The organism is Nocardia sp. NPDC058244, from assembly GCF_042882065.1.
Classification (GTDB): Bacteria; Actinomycetota; Actinomycetes; order Mycobacteriales; family Mycobacteriaceae; genus Nocardia.
Genome location: NZ_JBHVWX010000009.1, coordinates 309,321 through 335,453 on the forward strand (window position 1 = coordinate 309,321; position 26,133 = coordinate 335,453).

26 protein-coding genes are annotated in these 26,133 nt (G+C 69.3%); 6 read left to right on the forward strand and 20 right to left on the reverse strand.

Annotated features, from left to right (window positions below):
• Positions 1–10: 10 nt before the first annotated feature.
• Both ACFVW6_RS27960 and ACFVW6_RS27965 read right to left on the reverse strand, forming a co-directional pair.
• Positions 11–811 carry an enoyl-CoA hydratase-related protein gene (locus tag ACFVW6_RS27960; RefSeq protein WP_355278258.1) on the reverse strand — a complete coding sequence of 267 codons (801 nt, stop codon included), beginning with the start codon at positions 809–811 and terminating at the stop codon, positions 11–13.
• Positions 812–840: 29 nt separating this feature from the next.
• Complete coding sequence (locus tag ACFVW6_RS27965; protein WP_378826242.1) at positions 841–1,701, reverse strand: SDR family oxidoreductase; 861 nt, start codon at positions 1,699–1,701, stop codon at positions 841–843.
• A 199-nt stretch (positions 1,702–1,900) separates the two neighbouring features.
• Here ACFVW6_RS27965 and ACFVW6_RS27970 point away from each other — a divergent pair, with 199 nt between their 5' ends.
• Positions 1,901–3,583, forward strand: a complete 1,683-nt coding sequence (locus tag ACFVW6_RS27970; RefSeq protein ID WP_378826244.1) for an FAD-dependent oxidoreductase — start codon at positions 1,901–1,903, stop codon at positions 3,581–3,583.
• A 69-nt stretch (positions 3,584–3,652) separates the two neighbouring features.
• Here the strand turns inward: ACFVW6_RS27970 and ACFVW6_RS27975 are convergent, their stop codons facing one another.
• The 7 genes from ACFVW6_RS27975 to ACFVW6_RS28005 form a co-directional block, all read right to left on the reverse strand.
• Positions 3,653–4,423 carry an SDR family NAD(P)-dependent oxidoreductase gene (locus tag ACFVW6_RS27975; RefSeq protein WP_378826247.1) on the reverse strand — a complete coding sequence of 257 codons (771 nt, stop codon included), beginning with the start codon at positions 4,421–4,423 and terminating at the stop codon, positions 3,653–3,655.
• Between the two features lie 50 nt (positions 4,424–4,473).
• Positions 4,474–5,235, reverse strand: a complete 762-nt coding sequence (locus ACFVW6_RS27980) for a crotonase/enoyl-CoA hydratase family protein (RefSeq protein WP_378826249.1) — start codon at positions 5,233–5,235, stop codon at positions 4,474–4,476.
• 36 nt (positions 5,236–5,271) lie between these two features.
• Positions 5,272–6,453, reverse strand: a complete 1,182-nt coding sequence (locus ACFVW6_RS27985; RefSeq protein ID WP_378826251.1) for a thiolase family protein — start codon at positions 6,451–6,453, stop codon at positions 5,272–5,274.
• An 82-nt stretch (positions 6,454–6,535) separates the two neighbouring features.
• Complete coding sequence (locus tag ACFVW6_RS27990) at positions 6,536–7,807, reverse strand: NAD(P)/FAD-dependent oxidoreductase (RefSeq protein WP_378826253.1); 1,272 nt, start codon at positions 7,805–7,807, stop codon at positions 6,536–6,538.
• Positions 7,804–7,995, reverse strand: a complete 192-nt coding sequence (locus tag ACFVW6_RS27995; protein WP_355278275.1) for a rubredoxin — start codon at positions 7,993–7,995, stop codon at positions 7,804–7,806. The genes ACFVW6_RS27990 and ACFVW6_RS27995 overlap by 4 nt, the downstream gene beginning before the upstream one ends.
• 3 nt (positions 7,996–7,998) lie before the next feature.
• Positions 7,999–8,847, reverse strand: coding sequence for a mycofactocin-coupled SDR family oxidoreductase (locus tag ACFVW6_RS28000; protein WP_357347458.1), 849 nt, complete (start codon positions 8,845–8,847; stop codon positions 7,999–8,001).
• Between the two features lie 49 nt (positions 8,848–8,896).
• Entirely contained in the window at positions 8,897–10,360 is a 1,464-nt protein-coding gene (locus ACFVW6_RS28005; RefSeq protein WP_378827018.1) for an aldehyde dehydrogenase family protein, read from the reverse strand.
• A 169-nt stretch (positions 10,361–10,529) separates the two neighbouring features.
• Here ACFVW6_RS28005 and ACFVW6_RS28010 point away from each other — a divergent pair, with 169 nt between their 5' ends.
• From ACFVW6_RS28010 to ACFVW6_RS28030, 5 genes are all read left to right on the forward strand, one after another.
• Entirely contained in the window at positions 10,530–11,750 is a 1,221-nt protein-coding gene (locus ACFVW6_RS28010; RefSeq protein WP_378826256.1) for a CaiB/BaiF CoA transferase family protein, read from the forward strand.
• The gene (locus ACFVW6_RS28015; protein WP_378826258.1) at positions 11,747–11,905 is read left to right on the forward strand and encodes a DUF1059 domain-containing protein; all 159 of its coding nucleotides are present in this window, start codon (positions 11,747–11,749) and stop codon (positions 11,903–11,905) included. Before ACFVW6_RS28010 ends, ACFVW6_RS28015 begins: the two co-directional genes overlap by 4 nt.
• A gap of 54 nt (positions 11,906–11,959) precedes the next feature.
• Positions 11,960–13,261 (forward strand): amidohydrolase family protein, encoded by a 1,302-nt coding sequence (locus ACFVW6_RS28020; RefSeq protein ID WP_357347464.1) that lies wholly within the window; start codon positions 11,960–11,962, stop codon positions 13,259–13,261.
• A gap of 73 nt (positions 13,262–13,334) precedes the next feature.
• Entirely contained in the window at positions 13,335–14,852 is a 1,518-nt protein-coding gene (locus ACFVW6_RS28025) for a class I adenylate-forming enzyme family protein (protein ID WP_378826259.1), read from the forward strand.
• On the forward strand, positions 14,849–15,151 hold the full coding sequence (locus ACFVW6_RS28030) for a hypothetical protein (RefSeq protein WP_378826261.1): 303 nt from the start codon (positions 14,849–14,851) through the stop codon (positions 15,149–15,151). Before ACFVW6_RS28025 ends, ACFVW6_RS28030 begins: the two co-directional genes overlap by 4 nt.
• Before the next feature lie 72 nt (positions 15,152–15,223).
• Here the strand turns inward: ACFVW6_RS28030 and ACFVW6_RS28035 are convergent, their stop codons facing one another.
• The 11 genes from ACFVW6_RS28035 to ACFVW6_RS28085 form a co-directional block, all read right to left on the reverse strand.
• The gene (locus ACFVW6_RS28035) at positions 15,224–15,841 is read right to left on the reverse strand and encodes an isochorismatase family protein (RefSeq protein ID WP_378827020.1); all 618 of its coding nucleotides are present in this window, start codon (positions 15,839–15,841) and stop codon (positions 15,224–15,226) included.
• Positions 15,842–15,866: 25 nt separating this feature from the next.
• Positions 15,867–16,877: an aromatic ring-hydroxylating dioxygenase subunit alpha gene (locus ACFVW6_RS28040; RefSeq protein ID WP_378826262.1), complete on the reverse strand. Its 1,011-nt coding sequence runs from the start codon at positions 16,875–16,877 to the stop codon at positions 15,867–15,869.
• A 63-nt stretch (positions 16,878–16,940) separates the two neighbouring features.
• A complete protein-coding gene (locus tag ACFVW6_RS28045; protein WP_378826264.1) occupies positions 16,941–18,089 on the reverse strand; it encodes a thiolase family protein in 1,149 nt (382 codons plus the stop codon).
• 18 nt (positions 18,090–18,107) lie between these two features.
• Entirely contained in the window at positions 18,108–18,524 is a 417-nt protein-coding gene (locus ACFVW6_RS28050; protein ID WP_378826267.1) for a Zn-ribbon domain-containing OB-fold protein, read from the reverse strand.
• On the reverse strand, positions 18,524–19,438 hold the full coding sequence (locus ACFVW6_RS28055; RefSeq protein WP_378826269.1) for an alpha/beta hydrolase: 915 nt from the start codon (positions 19,436–19,438) through the stop codon (positions 18,524–18,526). The genes ACFVW6_RS28050 and ACFVW6_RS28055 overlap by 1 nt, the downstream gene beginning before the upstream one ends.
• Complete coding sequence (locus tag ACFVW6_RS28060) at positions 19,435–21,099, reverse strand: OB-fold domain-containing protein (protein WP_378826271.1); 1,665 nt, start codon at positions 21,097–21,099, stop codon at positions 19,435–19,437. The genes ACFVW6_RS28055 and ACFVW6_RS28060 overlap by 4 nt, the downstream gene beginning before the upstream one ends.
• Positions 21,100–21,119: 20 nt before the next feature.
• Positions 21,120–22,322, reverse strand: a complete 1,203-nt coding sequence (locus tag ACFVW6_RS28065) for an acyl-CoA dehydrogenase family protein (RefSeq protein ID WP_378826273.1) — start codon at positions 22,320–22,322, stop codon at positions 21,120–21,122.
• Between the two features lie 15 nt (positions 22,323–22,337).
• Positions 22,338–23,384, reverse strand: a complete 1,047-nt coding sequence (locus ACFVW6_RS28070) for an acyl-CoA dehydrogenase family protein (RefSeq protein WP_378826275.1) — start codon at positions 23,382–23,384, stop codon at positions 22,338–22,340.
• A 27-nt stretch (positions 23,385–23,411) separates the two neighbouring features.
• Positions 23,412–24,251, reverse strand: coding sequence for an amidohydrolase family protein (locus ACFVW6_RS28075; RefSeq protein WP_378826277.1), 840 nt, complete (start codon positions 24,249–24,251; stop codon positions 23,412–23,414).
• Positions 24,248–25,873, reverse strand: coding sequence for an AMP-binding protein (locus ACFVW6_RS28080; RefSeq protein WP_378826279.1), 1,626 nt, complete (start codon positions 25,871–25,873; stop codon positions 24,248–24,250). The genes ACFVW6_RS28075 and ACFVW6_RS28080 overlap by 4 nt, the downstream gene beginning before the upstream one ends.
• Positions 25,870–26,016, reverse strand: a complete 147-nt coding sequence (locus ACFVW6_RS28085; protein ID WP_378826281.1) for a hypothetical protein — start codon at positions 26,014–26,016, stop codon at positions 25,870–25,872. The genes ACFVW6_RS28080 and ACFVW6_RS28085 overlap by 4 nt, the downstream gene beginning before the upstream one ends.
• Positions 26,017–26,133 lie beyond the last annotated feature (117 nt).

Here is a 26,133-nt window from a genome sequence, read left to right on the forward strand (position 1 = left end):
CACCCGACCGCTACGCCAGCTCGTCGAGCCGACGGACATTCCATCGGCCGGTGAAGGCCGTCTCCCGTTTCTGCGCGAACGCCGCGTAGGCCTCGGGCAGATCCTCGACGGCGAAATTGACCGCCTGCGCGCGCGACTCGCCGGCCAGGGCCTCACGCAGGGATCGGTCCACGCCCTCGTTGAGCAACGCCTTGGTCTGCGAGATCGCGATCGGCGGGCCCGCGGCGAGCCGCTGCGCGATCCCGTCGACGAACTCGTCGATCTCCGCCTCGGGCTTGATCCAGGTGAGCAGGCCGAGTTCGCGCGCTTCGGCCGCGTCGATCGTCTCCGCGAGCAGCGCGAGCCGCTTGGCCTGCTGGACGCCGACGAGCTTGGGCAACAGCCACGAGCCACCGCAGTCGATCGAGAGCCCACGCCGGGTGAACACCTGGGAGAACGTCGCGTCCGGTGTGGCGACGACCAGGTCGCAGCCCAGAGCCAGGTTCCAGCCTGCGCCGACCGCGACCCCGCGTACCTTCGCGACGGTAGGTACCGGCAGATCGTGCAGGAATTGGGCGACATCGGCGATCGCCCGCAGCTTCCGGAACGGCGCGGCATAGGGATCGCTGTCGACGACGTCCGCGCCCGAGCAGAAGGCACCGCCCGCCCCGGTGACGACGACGGCACCCACGCCGGGTTCGTGGGCGATCGCGTCCAGCGCACCGCGCAGCGCGTCCCACAGTTCGAGGGTGATCGCGTTCTTGCGGCTGGGCCGATTGAGCGTGAGCGTCACAACGCGGTCGTTGCGCTCACGGCGCAGAATGTCGGTCACGGGGATCGGGTCCTTCCGTTCTGCCGGCGTCACCCGGTGCGCGATGACAGAAACAGGTCGGTGTCGAGCGGAGCCAATCCTGGCACCGCCCGGTATCGGCCGAAGTCGGTGACGCCGTGCGCAGCCAGCACATCCTCGTCGACGAGGAACCGGCCCGAGACCTCGCCCGGCGAGGTGAACACCAGATAGGCGGCGTCGGCGCAGATCTGCGGGATCCGCGCGGTGGCCACGCGCTGCGCACCACCGGGCCGGTTGCGGATCGCCGCGGTCGCGATCGTCGTGCGCGGCCACAGGGAGTCGACCTTGATGCCGCTGCCGCGCAGTTCCTCGGCGAGCCCCAGCGTGACCAGCGACATACCGTACTTGGCGATGGTGTAACCGAGATGAGCTCCGGCCCAGCGCGGTTCGAGGTTCAGCGGTGGCGACATCGTCAGGATGTGCGGATTACGGCCCGTCTCAGCCGATTTCCGCAGGAACGGCAGCGCCGTCTTGGCGAGCAGGAAACTGCCACGACAGTTGATGTCCTGCATCAGGTCGTAGGCCTTCATCGACAGGTCCTCGGTGCGCGAGAGGTCGATCGCGGACGCGTTGTTGACCACGATGTCGATCCCGCCGAACCGCTCGGCGGTCTGCTCGACCGCCGCCGCGACGACCTCGTCCCGGCGGACGTCGCCGATCACCTTCAGCACAGTGCCACCCGCCAGCTCGAGCTCCTCGGCGGCGGTGTGGATGGTGCCGGGCAAACTCGGGTGCGGGCGATCGGTTTTGGCGATCAGGGTGATGTTGGCGCCGTCCGCGGCCGCCCGCCGGGCGATCTCGAGTCCGATCCCCCGGCTGCCGCCGGACATGATCATCGTTCGCCCCGCGAGGGCTCTGTCACCGTCGGGCATTCGACCGGTCTCCGATCCGCTCGACCCGACGGCAAGGCCGGCGGGTAATCATACTGTTGTTATTACAGTACATACCTCTGGAGCTAACGTCCAATGTCACTTACTGTAATACGGACAGTATTCTCTGGCCGATTCCGGCCCGCGCGCTCGCCCGTCGACGACGGCTCACCACCACCCTGCCCCCGAGGAGCGGAACACCATGGCCTACGTCATCACCCAGCGCTGCTGCAACGATGCGAGTTGCGTCGCCGACTGCCCCGTCGACTGCATCCGGCCCCGTCCGGACGAACCCGGGTTCGCGTCCGCCGAGATGCTCTACATCGATCCCGACACCTGTATCGATTGCGGCGCCTGCGTCGACGCGTGCCCGGTGGACGCCGTCTTCGCCGAGGACGACCTGCCCGACGTGCTGACCGGATTCGCCGACATCAACGCCGCGTACTTCCGGCAGCATCCGCTGCTGCCCGCGCCCGACCCCGTCGCACCCCTGCGGTTACCGAAGAACCTCGGCCCGCTGCGGGTGGCTATCGTCGGCGCCGGCCCCGCGGCCTGCTACGCCGCCGAGGAACTGCTGCGGCGCAGCGCCGCCGAGATCGAGATCTTCGACCGCCTCCCCACCCCGTGGGGCCTGCTCCGTTCCGGAGTCGCGCCGGATCATCGGAGCACCAAGGCGATGACCACCCGATTCGAGCCGGTCCTCGACCGCGAGGCCGTCGGACTCCACTTGAATGTCGAAGTGGGCGTGCATATCTCGCACGACGAGCTGCTCACCGACCACCACGCGGTGCTGTACGCGGTCGGCGCTTCCGGTGACCGCGCCCTGGATATCCCGGGCGAGGACCTGCCCGGCTCGCACTCCGCCACGGAGTTCGTCGCCTGGTACAACGGTCACCCCGACTATGCCGACCGGGTGTTCGACCTGTCGGGCCCGCGCGCGGTGATCATCGGCAACGGCAATGTCGCCCTGGATGTGGCCCGGGTCCTGACGATGCCACCGGATGTGCTCGAGGGCCGGACCGATATCGCCGAGCACGCACTCACGGCTCTGCGGGCGAGCCGTATCACCGAGGTCGTCCTGATCGGGCGGCGCGGTCCGCTACAGGCGGCCTACACCGGTCCGGAGTTCCTCGCGCTGGGCCATCTCGATGGTGTCGACGTCGTCGTCGAGTCGACCGACCTCGACCTGGACCCCGGGAGCCGCGCCCTGCTCGACGATCCCGCCGCCGAACCATCACTGCGACTGAAGTATTCGGTGGCACAGCAGTATTCGACGTCGGCGGGCACACCGGGACACCGCCGCATCGTCTTCCGCTATCTCGCCTCGCCGACCGCACTGACCGGTGACGGCAAGGTCGAGTCCGTCGAGCTGGTCCACAACGAACTCACCGCGCGGGACGGTAGCCTCCATGCCGAGCCCACCGACCGCACCGAAACCCTCATGGCCGGGCTGGTACTGCGCGCGGTCGGCTATCGGGGCACTGCGCAACCCGGACTGCCCTTCGATCCCGCGCGTGGGGTGATCCCCAACGAGCACGGCCGGGTCGTCGGATCGGACGGCGCACCGGTGGACCGGGTCTATGTGACCGGCTGGATCAAGCGAGGCCCGCAGGGCGTCATCGGGACCAACCGGGTCGACGCGCAGGAGACGGTCGAGGCCATCCTGTCCGACTTCGCCGCGGGGCGCCTGTCGTCCCCGAGCGGCGACCGGGCCGCACTCACCGAGTTGCTCGACCGCAGGCAGCCCGACCGCGTCGGCCGGGACGGCTGGGCGGCCATCGATCGCGCCGAACTGGCCGCGGGCGCCGCCGCAGGCAGGCCGCGCGTCAAACTGGCCACCCGGGCCGCCCTGCTCGCTGCGGCCTGCGCACCACAGCAGTCCTGAAAGCGCCACCGCCGCTCCGGATCACGGAGCGGCGGTGGCGGTTTCGGGTGGCCGTGGTGACGGCACGACTCACTTCGGCTGGAAGCGCTGACCGCCGTCGATCCGCACCACTTCCCCATTGATGTACGGGTTCTCGAGCAGGTGCTGGGCCAGCAACGCGTATTCCGCCGGTGCGCCCAGCCGCTTCGGGAACGGCACGGACGCGGCGAACTGCGCGAGCTTCTCCTCACCGAGGAAATCCATGATCGGGGTGTGCATGGTGCCCGGCGCGATGCTGTTGACCCGGATCCCCACCGCGCTCAGATCGCGAGCGGCGACCAGCGTCAGGCCGATCACGCCGCCCTTGGCCGCCGCGTAGGCGGACTGGCCGATCTGGCCCTCGTAGCCGGCGATCGAGCTCGTCATCACCACGGAACCGCGTTCACCGTTGGCCTTGGGCTCGAGCTTGGCCATCGCGGCCGCCGCGAGTCGCAGCACGTTGTAGGTGCCAGTCAGGTAGAGCGCGATCGTGTCGGTGAAACCCTTCAGGGTGTGCGGGGATCCGTCCCGGTTGACCACCTTCTCCAGCACGCCGAAGCCACCATGGGCGATCACCGCGTAGCGCAGCGTGCCCAGTTCGGCGGCCGCGGCGATCGCGTTCTCCACCGAGTCCTCGTCGAGCACGTCGGTCCGCACGTAGACGGCCTTGTTGCCCAGCTCGGTCGCCAGGGCGTTGCCCTTCTCGTCATTCAGGTCGGCGATCACCACGGCCGCACCCTCGGCGTGCACCTTGCGCACCGTCGCGGCACCGAGGCCACCGGCACCGCCGGTCACCAACACCACTTCACCTTCGAACGACATTGTTTCTCCTCACTTCTCGGTTCGACGGCGGGCACGGAGGCCGTGCGGCCTCACTTGCCCGTCCACTGGGGGGTTCGCTTCTCGGCGAAGGCTTTCGCGCCTTCCTGCGCGTCCGCGGTGGCGAAGACCGGCCCGATGAGCGCCATCTGCTTCTGCCACATCTCGTCGGGGTGCCACGCGGCCGCCTCGACGATGACCTGCTTGGTCACCGCGACGGCGACCGGCCCGTTGGCGGTGATCCGCTCGGCCAGGGCCAGTGCCCGGTCCAGGGCTTCGCCCGGCTCGGCCAGCTCGTTGACCAGACCCCACGACGCGGCGTCCGCGGCGGTGAAGGTGTCGCCGGTCAGGGACAGTTCCAGCGCCTTCTGGTACGGGATCCGCCGGGGCAGCCGCAGCAGTGCGCCGCCACCGGCGACCAGGCCGCGCTTGACCTCGGGGACACCGAACTGCGCGGTACGCGAGGCCACGACCAGGTCGGTCGCCAGCACCAGTTCGGTGCCGCCGGCCAGGGCGTACCCCTCGACCGCGGCGATGATCGGCTTCCGCGGCGGCTTCTCGGTGAAGCCGAGACCCCGACCGGCGACGTAGGGGTACTCCCCCGCCGCGAACGCCTTCAGATCCATTCCGGCACTGAAGTTTCCGCCACTGCCGGTCAGCACCGCGACCGACAGTCCAGCGTCGCCGTCGAGTTCGTCCATGGCGTCGGCCAGCCCCTGACTGACCGCGAGATTCACCGCATTGCGTGCCTGCGGCCGATTGATCGTGACGACCAGTGTCCGGCCGCGTCGTTCGACCTGTACTTCATCCGACACAGGGACCTCCTTGTTCCTTCGCTGATTGCCGGGTGCTCAGACTTCGATGACCAGGGCGCCGCCCATACCGCCACCGGCGCACATGGCGCTGACACCGATCCCGCCGCCGCGACGGCGCAGCTCGTAGATCAGCGTCGCCACCTGGCGGGCGCCGGAGGCCGAGATCGGGTGGCCGAGGCTGCAACCGCTGCCGGAGAAGTTCACCGTCGACTCGTCGATGCTGTGCTTGCGGCAGGCGGCGATCGGGACCGAAGCGAAGGCCTCGTTGATCTCCCACAGCGCCACATCGGCGACGCTCAGCCCGGCGCGATCGAGCACCTTGCCGACCACCTCGACCGCGGCGAGCCCGTTGTCCGCCGGTGTCACCGCGACATTGGCCCAGGTCCGGACCGTGGCCAGCACCTCGAGGCCGGCACCTGCGGCATAGTCGTCGGCGGTGACGGTGACCGCGGCGGCGGCGTCGTTGATGCCGCTGCTGTTGCCCGCGGTGATGGAGAAGCCCTCGATCCCGGGGTGCAGCACCGGCAGCGAGGCCAGCCGCTCGAGGGTCGTGTCGCGGCGGGGATGCTCGTCGACCGCGAAATCGAGCACCGAGCCGTCGGCCTGGGCCACCTTCAACGGCAGAATCTCCTCGGCGAACCGGCCCTCATCGATCGCGGCGATCGCGCGCTGGTGGGAACGCAGCGCCCACTCGTCCATCTCCTGGCGGCTGATGCCGACCTTCTTGGCGGTGTTCCAGCCGACCGTGATCGACATGTCGGTCGCCGGGGCGTCGGGGGTCTCCGGATGCGATGGCGGGATCCAGGGCTCGCGGAACTCGAGATCGGGGCCGACGCCGGGTACCCGCCACTTCATGAGCGGTGCCGTGGACAGCGACTGCACACCACCGGCGACGATGACGCGTTCCACACCCGCGCTGATGTGCGCGGCCGCGTTGGCGATCGAGGTCAGGCTGCCCGCGCAGTGCCGGTTCACGGCCTGGCCGGGAACGCCGGTCATCCCGGCGGCCACCGCGGCGTGCCGGGCGAGATCGCCGCCACCGTAGTTCAATTCGGCGAGGATGACATCGTCCACCTCGGCGGGGTCGATACCGGAGCGGCGGACCGCCTCGGTGAGGATCTCCGTGGCGAGGGTCTCCGATGCCACATTGACGAGCGCGCCCTTGAAGGACCGCCCGATCGCGGTCCGTACCGCGCTGACGATGACCGGTTTGGCCATATCTCTCAACCTTCGTCTCTCTGGGCCGCACCGGGCGGTGCGGCGTTGATCTGTTCGGTGACAGCAGTGGGGTTGCGGGGCATCACGACGCCGCCGGTGCGCCGGTGGAACGGAGCGTCGCCGCTGCCGCCACCAGATCGAGGTCGTCGGCGCCGAGCAGGTCGCGCGGAAGCGGGGCACCGTCCCCGATCAGCTCCTGTGCGGCGCGGACGTCTTTGGGCCTGCCGACTCCGAGAGCACCGATCAGCCGGTCCTGCGCCAGGGACAGCGCGAGGAAGGCGCCGCCGTCGAGGTCGCCGAGGACGACGAGTTCGTCACCGCGAGTGGGCCATCCGGCGATCTGCAGGGTGCGGCCGAATTGGCTGGTCCAGCACCACGGGACGTCGCGGTAGGGCGATCCGTGACCGAGCACGCTGCGTGCCGCGGCACTGCCGTGCGCCTGGGCGTGGTTCCAGTGCTCGACCCGTTCGGTCCCGCCCAGGATCTCGTTGGGGAACCGGGCGACATCGCCGGCGGCGAACACCGCGGGCGAAGAGGCCGCGCAGTACTCGTCGACGAGCACGCCGTCGGCGACCGTGAGCCCGGCGGCCTCGGCCAGGCCGGTCTCCGGTGTCATCCCCACCGCGACGATCACGACATCGCCGCGCCAGGACCGGCCGTCCTCGGCGGACACCGTAGTCACCGAGTCCCTGGTCTCCGCCGCGACGAGCCGCACTCCGGTGTGCACGCCGACCCCGCGATCACGGTGCAGGCGTTCGTAACTCGCCGAGATCGCGCTGGGCAGCACACGCTCGAGCACCTGGTCGGCAGCCTCCAGCACGGTGACCTCGGCCCCGCTGCCGCGCACGGCCGCGGCCACCTCCATCCCGATCAACCCGCCGCCGATGACCAGCACCGACAGTGTCTCGCCGACCTTTCCGGCCGCGCCGAGCATTGGTCGTAGCGCATCGAGGTCGGCCAGCTGCCGCACCGTGTACGCCTCGGGGACGAGGTGGTCCAGCCGTTTCGCGCGGCCTCCGGTGGCCAGCACCACAGCGTCGTACGCCAGGTCGGATCCGTCCCCGAATTCGACACGGGCGGCATCGGTATCGAGGCGGGTGGCGATCGTGGCAGTGCGCAGCTCGATGCTCATGTCCGCCCAGAAGGCCGGCTGTTCGAGCCGGGCCCGCTCCGCGCCGGCCGTGCCGGACAGCAGTTCCTTGGACACCATCGGCCGCCGGTAGGGCTGCGCCCGTTCGGCACCGGCCAGCACGATCGACCCCGTGAACCCCTCCCTGCGCAGGGTTTTGGCGGCGCCGACTCCGGCGATACCGGAGCCGACGATCACGATCTGCCCGCGGCGCGGAACCGTCACCGCGCGACCTCGATCATCTCGAAGTCGGACTTCTCCGCACCGCAGTCCGGGCAGGTCCAGTCGTCGGGGATGTCGTCCCACCGGGTGCCGGGGGCGATGCCGTCGTCGGGCCAGCCCAGTTCCTCGTCGTACTCCCAGCCGCAGATGACGCAGCGGAAGAGCTTACTGGCCGTGGTCGTTTCGGTCATGGTTCACTTCCCCCAGGGCACGGCCTTGACGAATCCGCCTGCGTCCACGCGGATCTGGCTGCCCGTCACGAACCGGGCGGCGTCGGAGGCCAGGAACACGACCATGTTCGAGACGTCCTGCGGCTGGATGTAGGGCACGGGCATGGCCTGCATGGCCGGGAACGCCTGCTCCGCGTCGGCGCGGGTCGGGGCGTCCTTGTCGGGGCGGAAGATCTTGTACATGCCGTCGTTGTGCAGCATGTCGGTGTCCACGTTGGTCGGGTGGACCGCGTTGACCCGGATCGATTGCTTGGCCAGCTGGATCGACAGATCGTTGACGTAGTGCGCGACGACCTGCTTGGCGAAGCTGTAGGCCGAGCCGCCGGGCCCCTGCTTGGTGGAGCTGCCCAGCTGCGCGGCCAGCGAACCGGTCGCGATGATCGAGGCGCCCGCGCCCAGGTGCGGCAGACTGGCCTGTACCACGTTGAACACCCCGACCAGATCGGTGTCGATGGTGTCCGACCACGATCGCATGCTCTGCCCGCTGCCCAGCGGCGCGATGCCCGCGTTGGCGACCACGATGTCGAGGCGGCCCAGCGCTTCCGCGCCTGCGGCAACCGCGGCCCAGACCGCGGTGCGGTCGCGCACGTCGACGATCGCCGGGTGACAGCGCCTGCCCTCCTTCTCGACCAGCCGGGCGGTCTCCTCGAGATCCTCGGGCCGGGCCAGGGGGTAGGTGTTCCCCTCGAGGTCCGCGCAGATGTCGAGGGCGATGATGTCGGCGCCCGCGGCGGCCAGGTTGACCGCGTGCGAGCGTCCCTGTCCGCGGGCCGCGCCCGAGATGACGGCGACCTTGTCGTCCAAACTTCCCACTGATGGCAACCTTTCAGTACTTCTACGGTGGTCGGGGGTGCTCGCGGGCTCAGTGCTGTCGCGGGAGCCGGGAGCCGATGGTCTTGGTCTCGAGGTACTGCTGGAAGCCCTCGATGCCGCACTGGCGGCCGACTCCGCTGTTCTTGTAGCCGCCGAACGGCGCGTCCGCGCCGTAGAACATGCCGCCGTTGACGCCGACCGCGCCGGTGCGCAGGCGACGCGCGATCGCCATCCCGCGGTCGTCGCTGCGCGAGAGCACGGCGCCGGCCAGACCGAACGCGGTGCTGTCGGCGATGCGGACCGCCTCGTCGTCGTCGGCGAACGGGATGACGACGAGCACGGGCCCGAACACCTCCTCCTGGGCGATCGCCAGTCCGGGGTCCTCGGTGGCGAAGACGGTCGGCGAGAAGAAGTGCCCACCGGCCAGGTGTGCGGGCAGATCGGCGGGTATCGCGCCGCCGGTGACCAGGCGCGCGCCGTCGCGCTGCGCCCGTGCGCACGCGGCGCGGACCCGATCTTGCTGTGCGGCACTGATCAACGGGCCGACGAGGGTTTCCGGCAGTGCCGGATCGCCGACCGGGACCGCGGCGAAAGCCGCCGCGACGGCCTCGACCATGTCGTCGTAGAGAGAGCGGTGCACCAGCATCCGGCTCGTCGCCGCGCAGGCCTGACCCGCGTGCACGCAGACCCCGATGGCGCTGCGCAGAGCGAGCTCCGGTTTCGCGTCGTCGAGCACGATCAGCGCGGATTTCCCGCCGAGCTCGAGGAACGTCCGCTTCATCGACGCCGAGCCCTGACGCAAGAGCAGGCGCCCCACCTCGGTCGACCCGGTGAACGACACCAGATCCACGCGCGGATCGGTGGACAGCAATCCGGCCACGTCGTTCGACGGCGTGGTCACGATATTCACCACACCCGGCGGGAAATCGGTGTGCTCGGCGATCAGCCTGCCGAGCCGGGTGGCGTTCCACGGCGTGTGCGGATCCGGTTTCAGGACAACGGTATTGCCCGCGGCCAGGGCGGGGCCGAGCTTGTTGAACACGACCTCGACAGGGAAGTTCGACGGGCAGATCGCCGCGACGACACCGACCGGTTCCTGCACCACGGTGCGTTTGTTCCGGTCACCGAAGAGTCCGCCGCCCGCGAGCACCCGCTCCCAGGCGAATTCGTCGATGAGCCCGGCTGGATAGCGCAGCGCCTCGGCCAGTGGCCAGTCCAGCTGGGCGTTGTGGGTCGTCATGACCGGGCAGCCGACCTCGGCGACCAGCTCGGTGCGCAGCAGTTCCTTCTCGGCTTCCAGCGCGCTCTGCAATTGCTCGAGGCAGCGGCGGCGCAGCGCCCGGTCGACCGGCCAAGAGCTGTGGTCGAACGCCCGGCGCGCGGCGGCGATCGCCCGCGTCATGTCCGCCTCCCCCGCGGCGGCGGTGACGCCGAGCACCGACCCGGTGGCCGGGCTGTGGTTGTCGAACATCGCGCCCGACAGCGCGCCAGTCAGCTCACCGTCGATGAGCATGCGCGACTCGGCCTGCGCGGCGGCCACCAGCCCCAGCTCCGTACTCAGTGCGGTCCGCTCGCCGACGACCTCGCTCACATTGCCTCCCGATGACCATCCTGGATGATTAACTGTAATGATTACCGTATAGTACTTCGGGACACGTATCAATCGCGGGAAAGGAGCACCGATGTCCGGATTGCTCAGTGGCGTCACGGTTGTCGAGCTGGCGTCGTGGACCTATGTGCCGAGCGCCGGCGCGGCACTGGCCGACTGGGGCGCGAACGTCATCAAGGTCGAGGACACCCGGGGCGGAGATCCCTGCCGCAACCTGACCATCGGCGGCCTCGACGGCACCGGCACCGCGGTCCAGGCCAATTTCATGATGGAACTCGGCAATCACGGCAAGCGCAGCATCGGCGTCGACATCAAAACCGAACAGGGCAGGCAGATCCTGGGCCGGCTGATCGCCGAGGCCGATGTCTTCCTGACCAACTGGCTGCCCGCCCCCCTCCAGCGCGCGGGCCTGACGGTGCCGCAGATCCGGGAGTTCAACCCGTCGGTGATCATCGCCCGCGGCAGCGGCCACGGCAGCCGCGGTCCGGAGAAGGACCGTGGCGGCTTCGACGCGGCCAGCTACCTCGCCCGGGCGGGCGTGGCCTACGCCCTGTCCCCGACCGACGCCGAGTTCCCGATGGCGCAGGGCCCCGCCTTCGGCGATCTCCAGGGCGGCATCACGCTGGCGGGTGGCGTCACCGCCGCGCTGTTCCATCGCGAGCGCACCGGCCACGCGCCGATCGTCGACAGTTCGCTGCTCGCCCAGGGCATGTGGTCGGTCGCGCCCGACATCGCCGCCGCCGACTACTACGCCATCGACCGGATTCCGGCCGGCGAGGCAGGCACCGCCCTCAACCCCGCCGTCAACCGCTACCGCACTCGGGACAACCGCTGGGTGCAACTGGTGCTGCTGCAGGCCGATCGGTTCTGGGCCGGCTTCTGTGAGCGCATCGGCCGCCCCGATCTGGGCACCGACCCACGGTTCACTCCACTCGCCAATCTGGTCGTCAACCAGGAAGCCGCCACCGCCGAGCTGCGCAAGACCTTCGCCGAGGAGGACCTCGCCCACTGGCAGAAGGCCCTCGCGGACGAGCCGGGCGTGTGGGCCACCATCGCCAGCCCCCGGGAAGTGCTGACCGACCCCCAGGTCACCGCCAACGGCTACCTCATGACCATGACCGACAGCGGCGGCACCGAGTACCGCACGGTGGCCGCCCCGGTCCAGTTCGACGAGACCCCGGCACCGGCCAGCCGCGCACCCGAGTACGGCGAACACACCGAGACGATCCTGCTCGAGATCGGCCTGAGCTGGGACGACATCGTCGCCGCCAAGGACAGCGGGGCAATCCTGTGACCGAGACGCAGAAGCGGTACCTCAGCTGCCCGTGCGGCGAGTGGCCGACCGGCGCCGACGAAGACGACCTCGTCGAGCGAGCTCGGCAGCACCTCACCGAGCGCCATCCCGACCACAGCTATACCAGGGACCAAATCCTCTTCCTGGCCCACTAGCCTTGCGGAAATCTCTATAGTAATACTTACAGTATCTAAGTTAGGAGAGTGCTCGTGGACAAGAACGATATGATCCTGATCAGCGTCGATGACCACATCATCGAACCGCCGGACATGTTCGCCGAACACCTGCCGAAGAAGTACGCCGCCGACGCTCCGCGCCTGGTACACACCCCCGACGGTGCCGATGTCTGGAAGTTCCGCGACACCGTCATCCCGAATGTCGCCCTCAATGCCGTGGCGGGGCGGCCGAAGGAGGAATACGGCCTCGAGCCCGACGGCCTCGACGAGATCCGGCCGGGCTGTTTCGACGTGCACGAGCGCATCAAGGACATGAACGCCGGCGGCATCCTGGCGTCGATGAACTTCCCCTCCTTCCCCGGCTTCGCGGGCAGGCTGTTCGCGACCGAGGATTCGGACTTCTCGCTGGCGCTCGTCCGGGCCTACAACGACTGGCACATCGATGAGTGGTGCGGCGCCTACCCCGGCCGCTTCATCCCGATGGCGCTGCCGGTGATCTGGGACGCCGAGCTGTGCGCCGCCGAGGTCCGCCGGGTCGCGGCCAAGGGCGTCCATTCGCTGACCTTCAGTGAGAATCCGGCGGCGCTGGGATACCCCAGTTTCCATGACCCGTACTGGAATCCGCTGTGGAAGGCACTCGTCGATACCGACACCGTGCTGAGTGTGCACATCGGGTCGTCGGGGCGGCTGTCCATTCCCGCGGTGGACTCCCCGCCGGACGTGATGATCACGCTGCAACCCCTCAACATCGTGCAAGCGGCGGCCGATCTGCTCTGGTCCCGGCCCGTCAAGGACTACCCCGACCTGAAAATCGCGCTGTCCGAGGGCGGCACGGGCTGGATCCCGTATTTCCTGGAACGGGTGGACCGCACCTTCGAGATGCATTCGACCTGGACGTTGCAGAACTTCGGCGGCAAGCTGCCCTCGGAGGTGTTCCGCGATCACTTCCTCACCTGCTTCATCAGCGATCCGGTCGGTGTCCGTCTCCGGCACGAGATCGGCGTCGACAACATCTCCTGGGAGATGGACTACCCGCACAGCGACTCCATGTGGCCCGACGCTCCCGAGGTGTTGTTCGCGCTGCTCGAGCAGGAGCAGGTGCCCGACGACGAGATCGACAAGATCACGCACCTGAACGCGATGCGCTGGTACTCCTTCGACCCGTTCCAGCACATCCCCAGGGAGCAGGCCACCGTCGGCGCGCTGCGTGCCGCCGCGGCCGACCACGACGTCAGTATCCGGTCCCGCAGCCAGCGGACCACCTCGGCGGCCGAGGACAAGCTGGCCGCCTTCCAGGCCCAGATCAAGGCCGCCACCGCGCACACCGCGAGCTGACCGGTACGACCGCGCGCCACCCCGGAACACATGCGGGGTGGCCGCCTCCGCTGTGAACCGATGAGGTGAGATCTTGAGCATTTCCGTGCTCCTCGAGATGGCCGCGGCCACCCGGCCCGACCACAACGCCGTCGTCGCCGACGGCACCACGACCACCGTGGCCGAGCTGAGCGGCCTGGCCGACCGCGCGGCGGGCCTGATCGACTCGGCGGGCGTGGGCCATGTCGCCTACGTCGGCACCGGCGGAATCATGCTGCCGCTGCTGCTGTTCGGGTCCGCGCGGGCGGGCCGCGCGTTCACTCCGCTGAACTACCGGCTCGGCGCGGCCGCGCTGCGGGAGCTCATCGAGCGGCTCCCCACCCCGCTCGTGGTCGCCGACGACGAGTACGCCGACATCGTCGCGGGGACCGGCAAGCAGGTCATCGGCTCCGCGCTGTTCTGCGCGGCGGTCCGCACCGCGTCCGGCGACACCACCATCACCGAACCCGCGCCCGAGGACACCGCGGTCCTGCTGTTCACCTCGGGCACGACCGCCCAGCCCAAGGCCGTGGAGCTCAGCCACGCCAATCTGACGAGCTATGTCATGGGCACCGTCGAATTCGGTTCTGCCGCACCGACGGACTCGGCCCTGGTCTGCGTCCCGCCGTACCACATCGCCGGTGTCGGTGCCGCCCTGTCGAACCTCTATGCCGGCCGAACCACGGTGTATCTGCGGCAGTTCGACGCGCAGCGCTGGATCACGCTGGTCCGCGAGGAAGCCGTCACCAACGCGACGGTGGTGCCGACGATGCTCGACCGGATCGTCACGGCCCTGCGCGCGGCGCCCGGGACCGGGCTGCCGAGCTTGCGCACGCTCGCCTACGGCGGTTCCCGGGCGCCGCTCCCACTGGTACGCGCGACCCTCGAACTGCTGCCGGAGGTCGGCCTCGTCAACGCCTACGGGCTCACCGAGACCAGCTCGACCATCGCGGTGTCGACACCGGAGGACCACCGGGTCGCCTTCGCGGCGACCGATCCCGCGATCGCCCGCAGGCTCGGTTCGGTCGGTCGGGCGGTGCCGGGCATCGAACTGGAGATCCGGGCCGAGGACGGAACCGTCCTGGCGCCCGGCGAGATCGGCGAGCTCTTCGTCCGGGGCCCCCAGGTGTCCGGGGTCTATCGTGGTCTCGGCTCGGTGCTCGACGCCGACGGATGGTTCCCGACCAGGGACCTGGCCGCGCTGGACGCGGACGGCTATCTGTTCATCGGTGGGCGCTCCGACGACACCATCATCCGCGGCGGCGAGAACATCGCCCCGGCCGAGCTCGAGGATGTCCTGGTCGAGCATCCCGAGGTGGCCCAGGTGGCCGTCGTCGGCCTACCGGACCAGCAGTGGGGCCAGATCCTGGTCGCCGTTGTCGTGCCGGTCCCCGGTGCGGCCCCGGACCCGGAACGGCTGCGCGAACACGTCCGCGCGAACCTGCGCGGTTCTCGTACTCCGGACCGGGTCGTCTTCCGGACAGATCTCCCGACCAACCCCACAGGCAAGATCCTGCGGCGCGATCTCGTCGACGAGCTCTCCGCCGCGACCACCACCCGAGGAGCATCGTGATCACCAGCGGAACCCGCCTCGAAAGCCAGGTCTGCGACACCCAGGTCATCGTCATCAAAGCCACCGACGCCATCGCGGGCTTGCGCTGTGGTGGTGCCCCCATGGTGAACCTCGGCGCGGCCAAGGACACACGCGCGGTCATCGACCCGGATTTCGCCGACGGGACCGCCGTGGGCAAGCGGTACGTCCACGCCACCGGCGCCGAGATCCTGGTGACCCGGGCGGGCGTCGGCACCCTCGACGTCGATGCGGTGCCCCTGGATCTCAAGGAAGCCAAGCAACTTCCGTCCAGCGACTGACCAGCACGAACACCGACGGCGCTCCTGCGCGAAAGGCAGGAGCGCCGTTGGTGTTTCGTGGTGCCGACCGGGTCAGCGCCAGGCGGCCAGCAGTTCTTCGGTTGTGGTGATCGTGGCGATCATCGACAGCGTGTTCTCGATCATCGCCGCCCCGTACGCGCGGGGGATGCCTGCCACGGCGTCCCGGGGCACCACCACGTCGTAGGCGGCGTTGACCGCGTCCATCACCAGATTCGGGATGGCCACGTTCAGCGAGACGCCCACCGCGACCACTGTCGTCACCCCGAGGTTGCGCAGCACCGCGTCGAGATCGGTGCCACCCATGGGACCGAGCCCGTGCCTGCGCCGCAGCACCAAATCACTTGGCTCGGGCCCGAATTCGGGCAGCAGAGCGGTGGCCTCGGTATCGGGCTCCAGCGGAACGCCGCGCGCGCCGAGGGCGAAAAGCTTCGCGTTGTGGTTGGAACCGAGGCCGTCGGGCCGACGCCAGACCAGGCAGTGCACCACCCGCACCCCGGCCGCCCTGGCCGCGGGGAGCAGGGCGCCGATCGCGGGCAACGCGGTATCGCGGGCCTCCTCGGCCAGCGCGCGCAGCCCGGCCGACGCGCCGACCACCGCACCCTGGAGTTCCTGGGTGACGATGGCCGTGTGGCCGGGCGCCGCGAGCTCGGCCAGCGACCTGCGCGTCATGCCGGAGCCCGCCGGCACGGCGTGATCATGGAGCCACCGGCGCGTCCACCGGCGGCACATCGTAGAACTGCTTCGCCCACTTGCGCAGGGAGAGATACGGTTTGGCGTCCTTGGGCGAGAGGGGCGGGTGTTCCACGTATTTCTGGTACCGCCAGATGCTCAGGTCCTCCCAGACGGTGACCAGGAACTGTTTCTCCACCCGAGCCCGGACTTCCGGTGGCGGAACATCGGATTCGTCACCGGGATTGCGCGGCCACCAGATCGAATAGAACAGGTCCGAGGATTCGTCGTCGACCGGGGTGGTGGCGAAGATCAGCCGATGCCGGGACGAGCCCTCGAACGCGCTGATCGAACCACCGAGACCGAACATCTGCGCGTGGATCTTCAGCGCCATCTTGTCCGGGTCGTCGCTGCGCGCGTCGGGCCAGCCGGTCAAGAACGACCAGGTGTGATCGACGGCGCTGTAGTCGAGCATCTGCGGAGTGACGGTCGCACCGTGGACGTACTCGAAATGCAGACTGTCCGGACCGTTCTCGAGCACGACCTGCGGATGCACCGGCTCGCGCTCGGTCTTGCTCGAGAACTCCGGATACGGCCGGTAGTAGTCGACGGGATCGGAGCCCAGTTCCGGGAACATGCGCAGGATGTCGGGCATCTCCCACGACGGCGGGTTGCCTTCGGGGTGATGCCACAGGAAGACACACCCGTTCTGCTCGTTCACCGGATAGACCTGCAGCCGCAGGCCGCGGTTGACCCGGTCTTCGCCGGGGATGTGCCGATTCCTGCCGTCGGGGCCCCACCGCCAGCCGTGGAACGGGCACTCGACACAGTCGCCGACCACCTTGCCGCCGTGGCCGAGGTGCGCGCCCAGATGTTTGCAGTGCCCGGTGAGGATGTGCAGTTCCCCGGCGTCGTCCCGATAGGCGACGAGATCCTCACCGAAGTAGTGCAGCGGCTTGGTCTCCCCCTGCGGGAATTCCGCGGACCAACCGACCATGAACCAGCCGGTGACTTTCCAGGTGAACGGGACTTTCACAGGGCACCTCCTGTGCCGGATGGGGTACTCGGACATGTACGGGATCGCATAGCCTGTTCCCGATCAGGTCGTCACGATGGTCGCGCCCGCGGTGCCGGGCGCACCGTAGAGCAGGGCGAATCCGGCCTTCGGGCCGCCGGCGACCTGGCGCTCACCGGCGGTGCCGCGCAGTTGCAGCACCAGCTCGTGCAATTGGCGCATGCCCGAAGCGCCGATCGGTTCTCCGTTCGCGATGAGCCCCCCGTCGGTGTTCACCGGCAGTGTCCCGGAGATCTCGGTCGCCCCTTCGGCGATCAGCCGTTCCTGCTCGCCGTCGGCGCAGAAGCCCGCCTCGGCCATGTGGATGACCTCCGCGCCGGCGTCGGTGTCCTGCAACTGGACCACGTCGATGTCGGCCGGGGCGATGCCCGCGCTCTCGAATGCCGCGCGGGCGGCGAACACCGACGGCGACGCGACCTCCTCCACGGGCGCGTAGGTGGTATTCACCTCGTAGGCACCGTAAGTGCGGGTGCGTACCTCCACCGCCCGGACGTAGATCGGCGTACTGGTGAACCGGTGCGCGATATCGGCGCGGCACATGATCACCGCGGCGGCGCCTTCGTCCGGCGCACAGAACATGTAGTGGGTCAGTGGATAGTTCAGCATGGGCGCGGCGAGGATGTCGGCCTCGGCGACCGGCTTGCGGCGGAAGGCATTCGGATTGAGCACGCCGTTGCGGTAGTTCTTGGCGGCGACCTTGGCGAGGGTGTCCACCGAGATGCCGTGGTCGTGCAGGTAGCGGTTGGCTTTCATCCCGAAGAACTGGGTGGTCAGGTATTGACCGTTCTCGCCGTACCATTTCGGCATCCCGACCAGGGTGGGGTCGACGGTGAACGCACCGCGTGGATGCTTGTCCATGCCGATCGCGATGCCGATGTCGTATTTGCCGAGCCGGATCGCGTCCGCACAGGCCTCGGTGGCCGACGCCGAGGTGGCGCACGCGTTGAACACGTTGGTGAACGGGATCCCGGTCAGGCCCATCAGCGACACGATGGCATCGGGGTTGGCGACCTCCCAGCTGCCGCCGACGGCGAATTGGATGTCCCGCCACTCCAGGCCGGCGTCGGCCAGGGCCGCCCGGATCGCGTCGGTCCCCATCTGCATGGCGGTCTTGCCGGGAAAGCGACCGAACGGATGCATACCCACACCGATGATCGCGACCTCGTTGGTCATCTCAGAAGTTCCTGTCCGTCAGGCGGGCTGGAAGGCGAAGGTGAATACCTCGTTGCCTTCGGCGTCGGTACCGAGCGGGATGCTGGTCAGCACGACACTCATCCCGAATGTCAAAGTCGCCGGATCGTTCTCGGTCAGCCGCCCCTCGATCCGGATGATGTCGCCGAGCTGGACCAGCCCGACGCCGAACGGCACGAAGGTCGCCGCGGTCTCGTCGCCGAGATACGGTGCGCCGGGCAGGAATCCCTGCGTGGTCCAGGCGACGAGGGTGCCCGTGCGCGGCAACGTGATCGGCTCGATCGCGGGCTTGCTACAGCGCGGGCACAGGTCCTGGACCGGGAATACCGAAGCGCCGCAGTCGCCGCACGATCCGGCGATCAGCTGGAAGTCCGGCTCCGGCCAGGTGGATATCTCGGGGGCGATCATTCTCTGCATCAGTCGTTCCTCTTCGTCGAATTGGTCACCAGGTCTCCGGCTCGCACCGCGCATTCCTCGACGAAGGCCAGCAGCCCGAGGTGATAGCCCGCGGCGCCGAAGCCGACGCTCATGTTGTGGCCACATCCGGCCTGTTCGTGGTTCACGACCCGGGGCGCCGCGGTGAACATCGCGGCCAGCTCGCGCACCGCGCCGGGATCGGTGCGCCACACCCGTTCGTGCTCGGCGTGGGTCAGCCGCACCGGGATCCGCACCTGCTCGGCGAGCACCGGGAAGTCCGTCGGCCACTCCCGCACGACCACGTTCTCGTAGACCGGGGTGGCCGAGGACAGGGACCGGCCGCCGAACACCTCGGGTGGGTAGCCGTCCGGCGGGCTCCACAGCAGATCCCGGATGCCGCCGGGGCGCCGGGTGCGGTGGATTTCCTCGATGGCCCGGATCGCGGCGGGTTGCTTGTGCACGCCGGTGCCTGCCAGCTCGAGGCCGAGCAGGTCGTGTCCGCGGGTGTCGGCGGCCATCCGGGCCGCCAGATCGCAACCGGCCGAGTGGCCGAGCACGAACACGCCCGCGCCGCGCGGATCGGTACCGAGCAGTGCGTCGATCGCGGCGAAGGTGGCGTCGACCCGCTGCTGGGGTGAGTCGAAAGAGCGATCCCACGGCGCGGATTCGCCGTAGCCGGGGCGGTCGAGCGCCAGCACGGTGAATCCCAGCCGCGCGCCGAGCCCGAGCAGCGACAACCACGGCCGGTTCGGCAGATCGAAGTACTGTGCGGTGGTGGCGCCGCCGTGCAGGGCGACCACCACCGCGCGTGGGTCGGCGACCTCGGCGCACAGCGCCGAGAACCTCATGCCTGCCACGTCGACCGTGCGGGTGGTCACCGGACCGGTGGTGGCCGGACCGTTCTCGTTACTCATGCGTCCCTCCGCAACAACATCACTCCGCTGGGGGTCAGTCCCCCGCTGCTGACGACCGCTACGCGGGCGTCCGGTATCTGTCTCTGTCCCGCCTGCCCGCGCAACTGGGTGACTGCTTCGTGGATCAGGCCCATGCCGTGGGTGCGCCCGTGCGAGAGCTGACCGCCGTGGGTGTTGAGCGGCAGAGCGCCGTCGCGGGCGATGTTGACGCCGCCGGCCAGGAAGTCCTTCGCCTCGCCGATGCCGCAGAAGCCGAGGGCTTCGATCCAGGACAGGCAGTTGAAGGTGAAGCCGTCGTACAGCTGGGCGACATCCACGTCGTCGGGGCGCAGGTCGGTGCGTGACCACAGGTGGGCGGCCTGGCCGAGCACCTGCGGTTCATGGGTGAGGGTGCTCTGATCCCATTCCAGGCGCTCGGCGATCTGCGTTCCGACCGCTTCCACCAGGACGGCGGGCTGGGCCAGATCGGCCGCGGTTTCGCGCGCGGAGACGACCACGGCCACGGCGCCGTCGCAGGGGACGTCGCAGTCGTAGAGACCGAACGGGGTGGTGATCGTGCGCGCGGACAGGTAGTCGTCCATGGTCAGCGGATCCCGGTAGATCGCGCTCGGGTCCAGCGCCGCGTTGGCGCGCTGGTTGAGCGCGATCCAGCCCAGGGTCTCCCGGTCGGTGCCGTAGCGGTGGAAATGCCGTTGCGCGGTCTGCGCCAGCAGGTGCGCAGCCGACACGGCGCCGAAGGGCACCAGCCAGGGATCGGTGATGCCACCCGACGGGATGATCCGCCCGGTCCGCACGAGTTCGCCGTAGCTCGACTCCCAGACCGTGCGGAAGCACAGGACGTGCCGAGCCAGCCCGCCGGCGACGGCGAGCATGGCCGCGATCACCGATCCGCCGGGCCCGAAGGTCTCCGCGCCACCGTTGTGCCAGGTCGGGTACAGGCCGAGTGCCGATTCCACGGCGGTGACGCCGCCTTCGCCGAACGGCCCGAAGTCGCCGGATCCGGGGTAGGTCGACAGTCCATCGATGTCGTCGAAGGACAGTCCCGCGTCCTGCACCGCCGCCCGGCACGCCTGTACCGTCAGCGACATCGGGTCGGACAGGAGCCGACGGCCGATCCTGGACCGGCCGATGCCGGTGATCGCGACCCGGTCCTCGAACTTGGCCGTGGTCACCGGCCCGCGAATCCGCTCGCGCAGCCGTGCCGGTTCCACCGGATCCGTGGGCAGCGCCGAAAGTGGTTCCGCCGACGCTGGATCCGCCGGCCGGAACAGTGGCAGCCAGCTCCGGCCCGCCTGCTGGAATTCCACGATCATCCGCTGTCCCAGTACGAGATCGGCCGGGTCGGCGCCGATCACGTTGGTGGTCAGCCGGACCCGGTCGTCCTCGGCGATCGCGACCTGGGCGACGACGTAGGGTGCGGGCAGACCGGGCACCGCGAAGCGGTGGTTGACGGTGAATCCGATCAGCGTGGCGTACCCCGAGACCGCCTGGATGTCGAAGTCCTCGCCCCGGCAGTACCGGCACACCGGCCGCGGTGGATGCACGAGCGCGGCGCACGACCGGCACTGCCGGAAGCGCAGCAGGCCGTCGGCGCCGGAGGCCCAATAGAATTCGGTCTCCGGCGTCGTCGGCGGTGGCAGCCGCTGGGTGTCCTCGGCCACGGGTACTCCCTCCGAGCCGGTCAGCTCGCCGTGGCCTTCGGCGTGGCGAGCGGTGCGTAAGTGGGCCTGCCGAGTCCGAGGATGTGCTGGGCGATCATGTTGCGGAACACCTCGAGGGTGCCGCCGTAGATGCCGCACAGCGGCGCCCATCGGAAGATGTACTCCATGCCGCCGTCGTCGGCCGCGCCCTCGGTGTCGATCGGCAGCGCGGCGGCGGGCCCGAGGATGTCCATCAGGTCCGGGGAGATGTCGCGCATGGTCTGGGCGATGGCCACCCGGCCGAACATGTGCGGCGCGGACAGGGCCGCTTCCATCCGGGCGATGCTGCGGCCCAGCCGCAGCGCCACCGAGCGGTCGTCGAGCAGCCGCTGCCCGCCGGGCCCCGGCGCCGCCGCGATCGCGGTGACCCGGTCGACCGAGGTCGCCATCATGGTGCCCTGGTGCACGAGGATCGACACGTCCTGCAGTCCGTCGGCTTCGGCGTCGACCACGCCGTGTTCGGTACTGAGCGGACCCATCAGGACCGACCAGCCCTCGTTGACGGCGCCGAGGCGGTACCTGTCGTCGACCCGGACATCGCTGTAGTACACGATGTTCGTGCGGTCGCCGTCGACCGTCTTGATGCCCTGGATCTCGATGCCCGGACTGTCCAGCGGCACCAGGAACATGGTGAGGCTCTTGTGTTTACGCGCCTCGGGGTCGGTGTTGGTGATGAGGAAGACGTACTGGCAGTTGTGCGCGCCGGTGGTGAACATCTTCGAGCCGTTGATCACCCACTGGTCGCCGTCGCGCACCGCCCTGGTCTTGCACATCGCGACATCGGATCCGCCTTCGGGTTCGGTATAGCCCAGGCACAGCCGGATCTCGCCGCGCTCGAGCCCCGGCAGCACTTCGGCCTGCAGTTCCGCCGAACCGTGCGAGCGCACAGAGGTCGCCACGATGGCGGTGGTGCCCCAGGTGACCCAGGGAATGTGCACCCGCCGCTTCTCCAGATCCCACAGGCGCCTGCGCAGCCTGCCCAGTCCCCCGTCGCTCTCGTCGGCGAGTTCGGCGCTCAGCCAGCCGGCCGCACCGAGAGCCAGATGGACGCCCTCGTCGAAGTTGTCGCCGGTCTCGCGGTCCCGGCGCCGCACCTCGTCGGTGACGTGGGTGGCGAGGAATTCCCGTGCCCCGTCGAGGAATTCCTGATCCTCACTGGACAGTTCGACGCGTGAGAAATCCATGTTCGTACTCCGTTTCTAGGCGGTCGCCGCGGCGAAGAGTTCGGCGACCTGCACCGCGCTGGCTCCGAGGTCACCGGCGGCCAACGGCCAGCCCCTGGCCCGGAGGAGGTAGGACGCGGCCGCCGATTCCTCGGACACGCCGAGACCGCCCTGGACGTGGGTCGCCGTGGTCGCCGCTTTCGGCGCCGCTTCGGCGATGTAGACGAAGGCCGCGGCGGGCAGACCCGGCTGCACGGTGGGTTCGTGTTCGAGGAACCAGGCCGCGCGCCGGGTCAGGTTGCGGGCGGCGTGGACGGTGATCGCGATATCGGCCAGCGGGTGCGAGATGCCCTGCAGGGTCGAGATCGGCACGCCCATCGTGTAGCGGGTGGTCGCGAACTCCGCGGCGATCCGCAGGGTCTCCTCGACGAGCCCGACGAGGGCGGCCGCGGTGAGTACCCGCCATTCGTCCAGCGCGCGATCGTATTCGGCCAGGGCCGCTGCCCCCGTGGCCAGCACGGTCCGGTGGTCGGCCGTGGCGGGATCCACCCACGCCATCGGCAGTTTGCCGATATTGGCGACCGGCGCCGGGCGGGTGTCGAAGCCGAGCTCGACGATCTCCTCGCCGTCGCGCACGATGATCCGGTCGGCCGCGGCGGCGGCGCCGACGAGTCGCCGCCCCGTCGCGGAATCGACGCGCGTGTCGAGCGCGACCAGGCGCTCGCCCTCGACGACGGCGCTCCCTGCCGCGCCGGTCAGCGCGCCGAGGCGGGCGAGCAGCCGGGCGGCGCAGACGTGGTCGATCCAGGGCACCGGAGCGAGCGCACGGCCGAGCTCCTCGGCGACCAGCGACAGGTCGACCAGCGTCGCGCCGTCACCACCGGCGGCTTCGGGCAGTGCCATCGTGGTGGCGCCGGTGGCGCACAGCTGTTCCCACAGGTCCTTGTCGAAGCCGGTTTCCTCGGCGGCCCGGACGGTGTCGATCGGACTCCGCGAGCGGAAGAACTTCGCGTAGACGGCTTGGAGTTCGGTCTGGTCGGCCGACAGGGAATAGTCCTGCCTGCGCAATTCGTAACGGTCCATTGTGGTTTGCTCCTGATTTCGCCGGCGTCAGCTGCTGACGGGCCGGTCGCCGAAGAAGAATTCCTCGGCGTTGTTGTAGAGGTAGTTGTCCACCACGTCCTCGGGCAGATCCAGCGCCAGCGCCTCGGGCACCACCCGGCGCATGGCCAGGACCGGCCAGTCCGAGCCGAAGATCACCTTGTTCTTGCCCCGGGTCCGCATGAAGTGGATCAGGCTGTCCGGCAGGCGTTTCGGTGACCACGCCGAGGTCATCAAGCGCAGATTCTCGTACTTGATGAGCAGCCGGATGGCGGTGTCCCACCAGGGATCGGCGCCGTGGATCATGCACAGCCGCAATTCCGGAAACTGGTAGCAGACGCGATCGAGATAGATCGGGTTCTGCACTTCACCAGGGATCGGCGGGCCCGGCAGGCCGGTGTTCATGCACAGCGGCAGACTCATTTCCGCGCATTTGTAGTAGAGCGGGTAGTACACGGCGTCGGTGGGCGGATATCGGCCGTCGCCCCAGAAGCTGGCGCCGGTGGTCGTATAGCTGACGGGCAGATCGCGCACGAGTGCCGACAGTTCCCGTAGCGACGGGACCGGGTGCAGCAGGTCGACCCCGTTGACCGCCAGGGAGAACCGGTCCGGTCGCTGTTCGACGAATTTCAGCGCGGTCGTCGACGGCTTGACCATCGAGTACATCAGCACCGCCTTCTCGACGCCTTGTTCGTCCATCTCACCGAGCAGGGCGTCGAGATCGACCTGGGCGTACATCGAGCTGCCGCCCTTGAAGTAGTCGTCGCGGACCTTGAGCATCCAGGGCGGTTGCGCCCGTTCGCCGAAGTGCACATTGACCAGGCAGTCGTTGACCTTGCGTTCGCTCATGCTCCGATTCCTTCCGCGGTTTCCTCGACCGCCCGCTGCATGGCCCACCGGTAGTCCGGCTTTCCGTTGCCGAGCCGCCGGATCTCCTCGACGAAGATCACCGCTTTGGGGACCTTGAATCCGGCCAGGCGCGAGCGGCACAGCTCGCGCAACGCCGCCGCGATGTCGCCGCCCGGGGCGTCCGTGCACGCCAGCGCGACCACTTCGTTTCCCCAGGTGGCACTGGGTCGTCCGACGACCAGCGCGTCGCGGATGTCCGGGTGGGCGCGCAGAACCTCCTCGACCTCCTCGACGAACACCTTCTCGCCACCGGTGTTCACGACCAGCGCGTCGCGCCCGAGCAGTCGCAGGGTTCCGTCGGCGTCGACGGTGGCCCGGTCGCCGGGCACCGCGGTGCGCACGCCGGCGATCTCGGGGAAGGTGCGTTCGGTGGCCTCGCGGTCCTGGAAGTAGCCCAGCGGCACCCGGCCGGTCCGGGCCGCCCAGCCGACCTCGGTCTCCCCCGGCGTCAGGAAACGGGTGCGGTCGTGCGATACCGCGGTGCCACCGGGCATCGGGGCGAAGGTGTCGACCTCGTTGCCGCGGGTGCTGCGGCCGAAGCCCATTCCCCCGGTTTCGGAGGATCCGTAGCCTTCGACGATGTAGGCGTGCGGCAGCAGCTCGAGCAGGTCGTGCCGGTGCACCGGGTTCGTCGCCGCGCCGCCGGTGCCGATCGCCAGCAGCGCCGACAGGTCGTAGTCGCCGGCGCGCAACGCGCGCACCAGCGGCCCGGCGTAGGCGTCGCCGACGATGGTCATGAGCGCGGCCCGCTCGGCCTCGGCGATCCGCAGGGCGTTCGCGGCGTCGAAGCGCTCGCGATCGTCGTAGAGCACCACGGTCTGCCCGGCCAGCAGGCCCGCGAACGAGGTCCAGATGCCGGCCGCGTGCGACAGCGGTGACACCGCGAACCACACGTGCCCGGTCATCCGCGCCAGTTCGCGCAGTCCGTCCGGTGAGTCGTGATCGGCGCCGTTCATGGACGAGACGTACATGTCGCCCTGTCGCCAGAGCACACCCTTGGGCCTGCCCGTGGTACCGCCGGTGCACAGCATGACCAGGTCGTCGGGCGAGGTCTCGATCACCGGTTCCGGGCGGCCGACGGTCACCGCGTTCTCGTATCCGGTCGCGCCGGCGATCTCCGGGACCCGGCTGCCGTCCTCGACCGAGATCAGCAGGTCCACCCCTTCGGGCATCGCCTCGGCGACGACGGGCCCGAAGGAGCGGTGATAGACGATGCCGCGGGGCCGCAGGTATGCCAGCAGGTCGCGGATCTCGTGGACGGTGTAGTGGTGGTTGATATTGACCGGCACCACACGGGCTTTCAGGCAGCCCAGCATCACGTCGAGGTACTGGTCGTTGCGCAGGACGAGTGCGATGCGGTCCTGACCGCATTCCCACCGGTCGAGCTCGGTCCGTTCGGTGTGCACGCCGAATCCCCGGCCCGCGAGGAAGTTCGCGAATCGGCGGGTACGCAGCGCCGTGTCGCCGAAGCTACGGCGCCGTTCACCGCAGACCGTGGCTGTGCGGTCGGGTACCGCCGCGGCGATCTCGTCGAAGACCGCGCTGATCGTCCACTCGCTCACCGCGGCACTCCGCTGTCGGCGTCACCGGATACGGCGGTGCCGTCCGGCACAGCTCCGGGCGATCGCCCGTCGGAGGTGAGGGCGGCGAGCGGCTCGTAGTACTGGTTGCCGACGTCGATCGCCGAACAGCTGAGCGCGGTCATCAACATCCTCTCGTGTCACGGGGTCGCTTCGACATGTGGCCACCGGTGTCGATCCACCGCGTCCCGGTGGCCGCACGACGTACCGCAGCTCGAATAGATATGACTACTGTATACGTA

Bases quoted from the DNA above. Each gene is read 5' to 3' on its own strand.
- ACFVW6_RS28065 (WP_378826273.1), bottom strand. From the start codon at position 22,322: ATGGATTTCTCACGCGTCGAACTGTCCAGTGAGGATCAGGAATTCCTC.
- ACFVW6_RS27995 (WP_355278275.1), bottom strand. From the start codon at position 7,995: ATGACCGAAACGACCACGGCCAGTAAGCTCTTCCGCTGCGTCATCTGC.
- ACFVW6_RS28010 (WP_378826256.1), top strand. From the start codon at position 10,530: ATGTCCGGATTGCTCAGTGGCGTCACGGTTGTCGAGCTGGCGTCGTGG.
- ACFVW6_RS27970 (WP_378826244.1), top strand. From the start codon at position 1,901: ATGGCCTACGTCATCACCCAGCGCTGCTGCAACGATGCGAGTTGCGTC.
- ACFVW6_RS28005 (WP_378827018.1), bottom strand. From the start codon at position 10,360: ATGCTCATCGACGGTGAGCTGACTGGCGCGCTGTCGGGCGCGATGTTC.
- ACFVW6_RS28055 (WP_378826269.1), bottom strand. From the start codon at position 19,438: ATGAGTAACGAGAACGGTCCGGCCACCACCGGTCCGGTGACCACCCGC.
- ACFVW6_RS28070 (WP_378826275.1), bottom strand. From the start codon at position 23,384: ATGGACCGTTACGAATTGCGCAGGCAGGACTATTCCCTGTCGGCCGAC.
- ACFVW6_RS27975 (WP_378826247.1), bottom strand. From the start codon at position 4,423: ATGTCGTTCGAAGGTGAAGTGGTGTTGGTGACCGGCGGTGCCGGTGGC.
- ACFVW6_RS28075 (WP_378826277.1), bottom strand. From the start codon at position 24,251: ATGAGCGAACGCAAGGTCAACGACTGCCTGGTCAATGTGCACTTCGGC.
- ACFVW6_RS27985 (WP_378826251.1), bottom strand. From the start codon at position 6,453: ATGGCCAAACCGGTCATCGTCAGCGCGGTACGGACCGCGATCGGGCGG.
- ACFVW6_RS28035 (WP_378827020.1), bottom strand. From the start codon at position 15,841: ATGACGCGCAGGTCGCTGGCCGAGCTCGCGGCGCCCGGCCACACGGCC.
- ACFVW6_RS28050 (WP_378826267.1), bottom strand. From the start codon at position 18,524: ATGCAGAGAATGATCGCCCCCGAGATATCCACCTGGCCGGAGCCGGAC.
- ACFVW6_RS28085 (WP_378826281.1), bottom strand. From the start codon at position 26,016: ATGACCGCGCTCAGCTGTTCGGCGATCGACGTCGGCAACCAGTACTAC.
- ACFVW6_RS27965 (WP_378826242.1), bottom strand. From the start codon at position 1,701: ATGCCCGACGGTGACAGAGCCCTCGCGGGGCGAACGATGATCATGTCC.
- ACFVW6_RS28045 (WP_378826264.1), bottom strand. From the start codon at position 18,089: ATGACCAACGAGGTCGCGATCATCGGTGTGGGTATGCATCCGTTCGGT.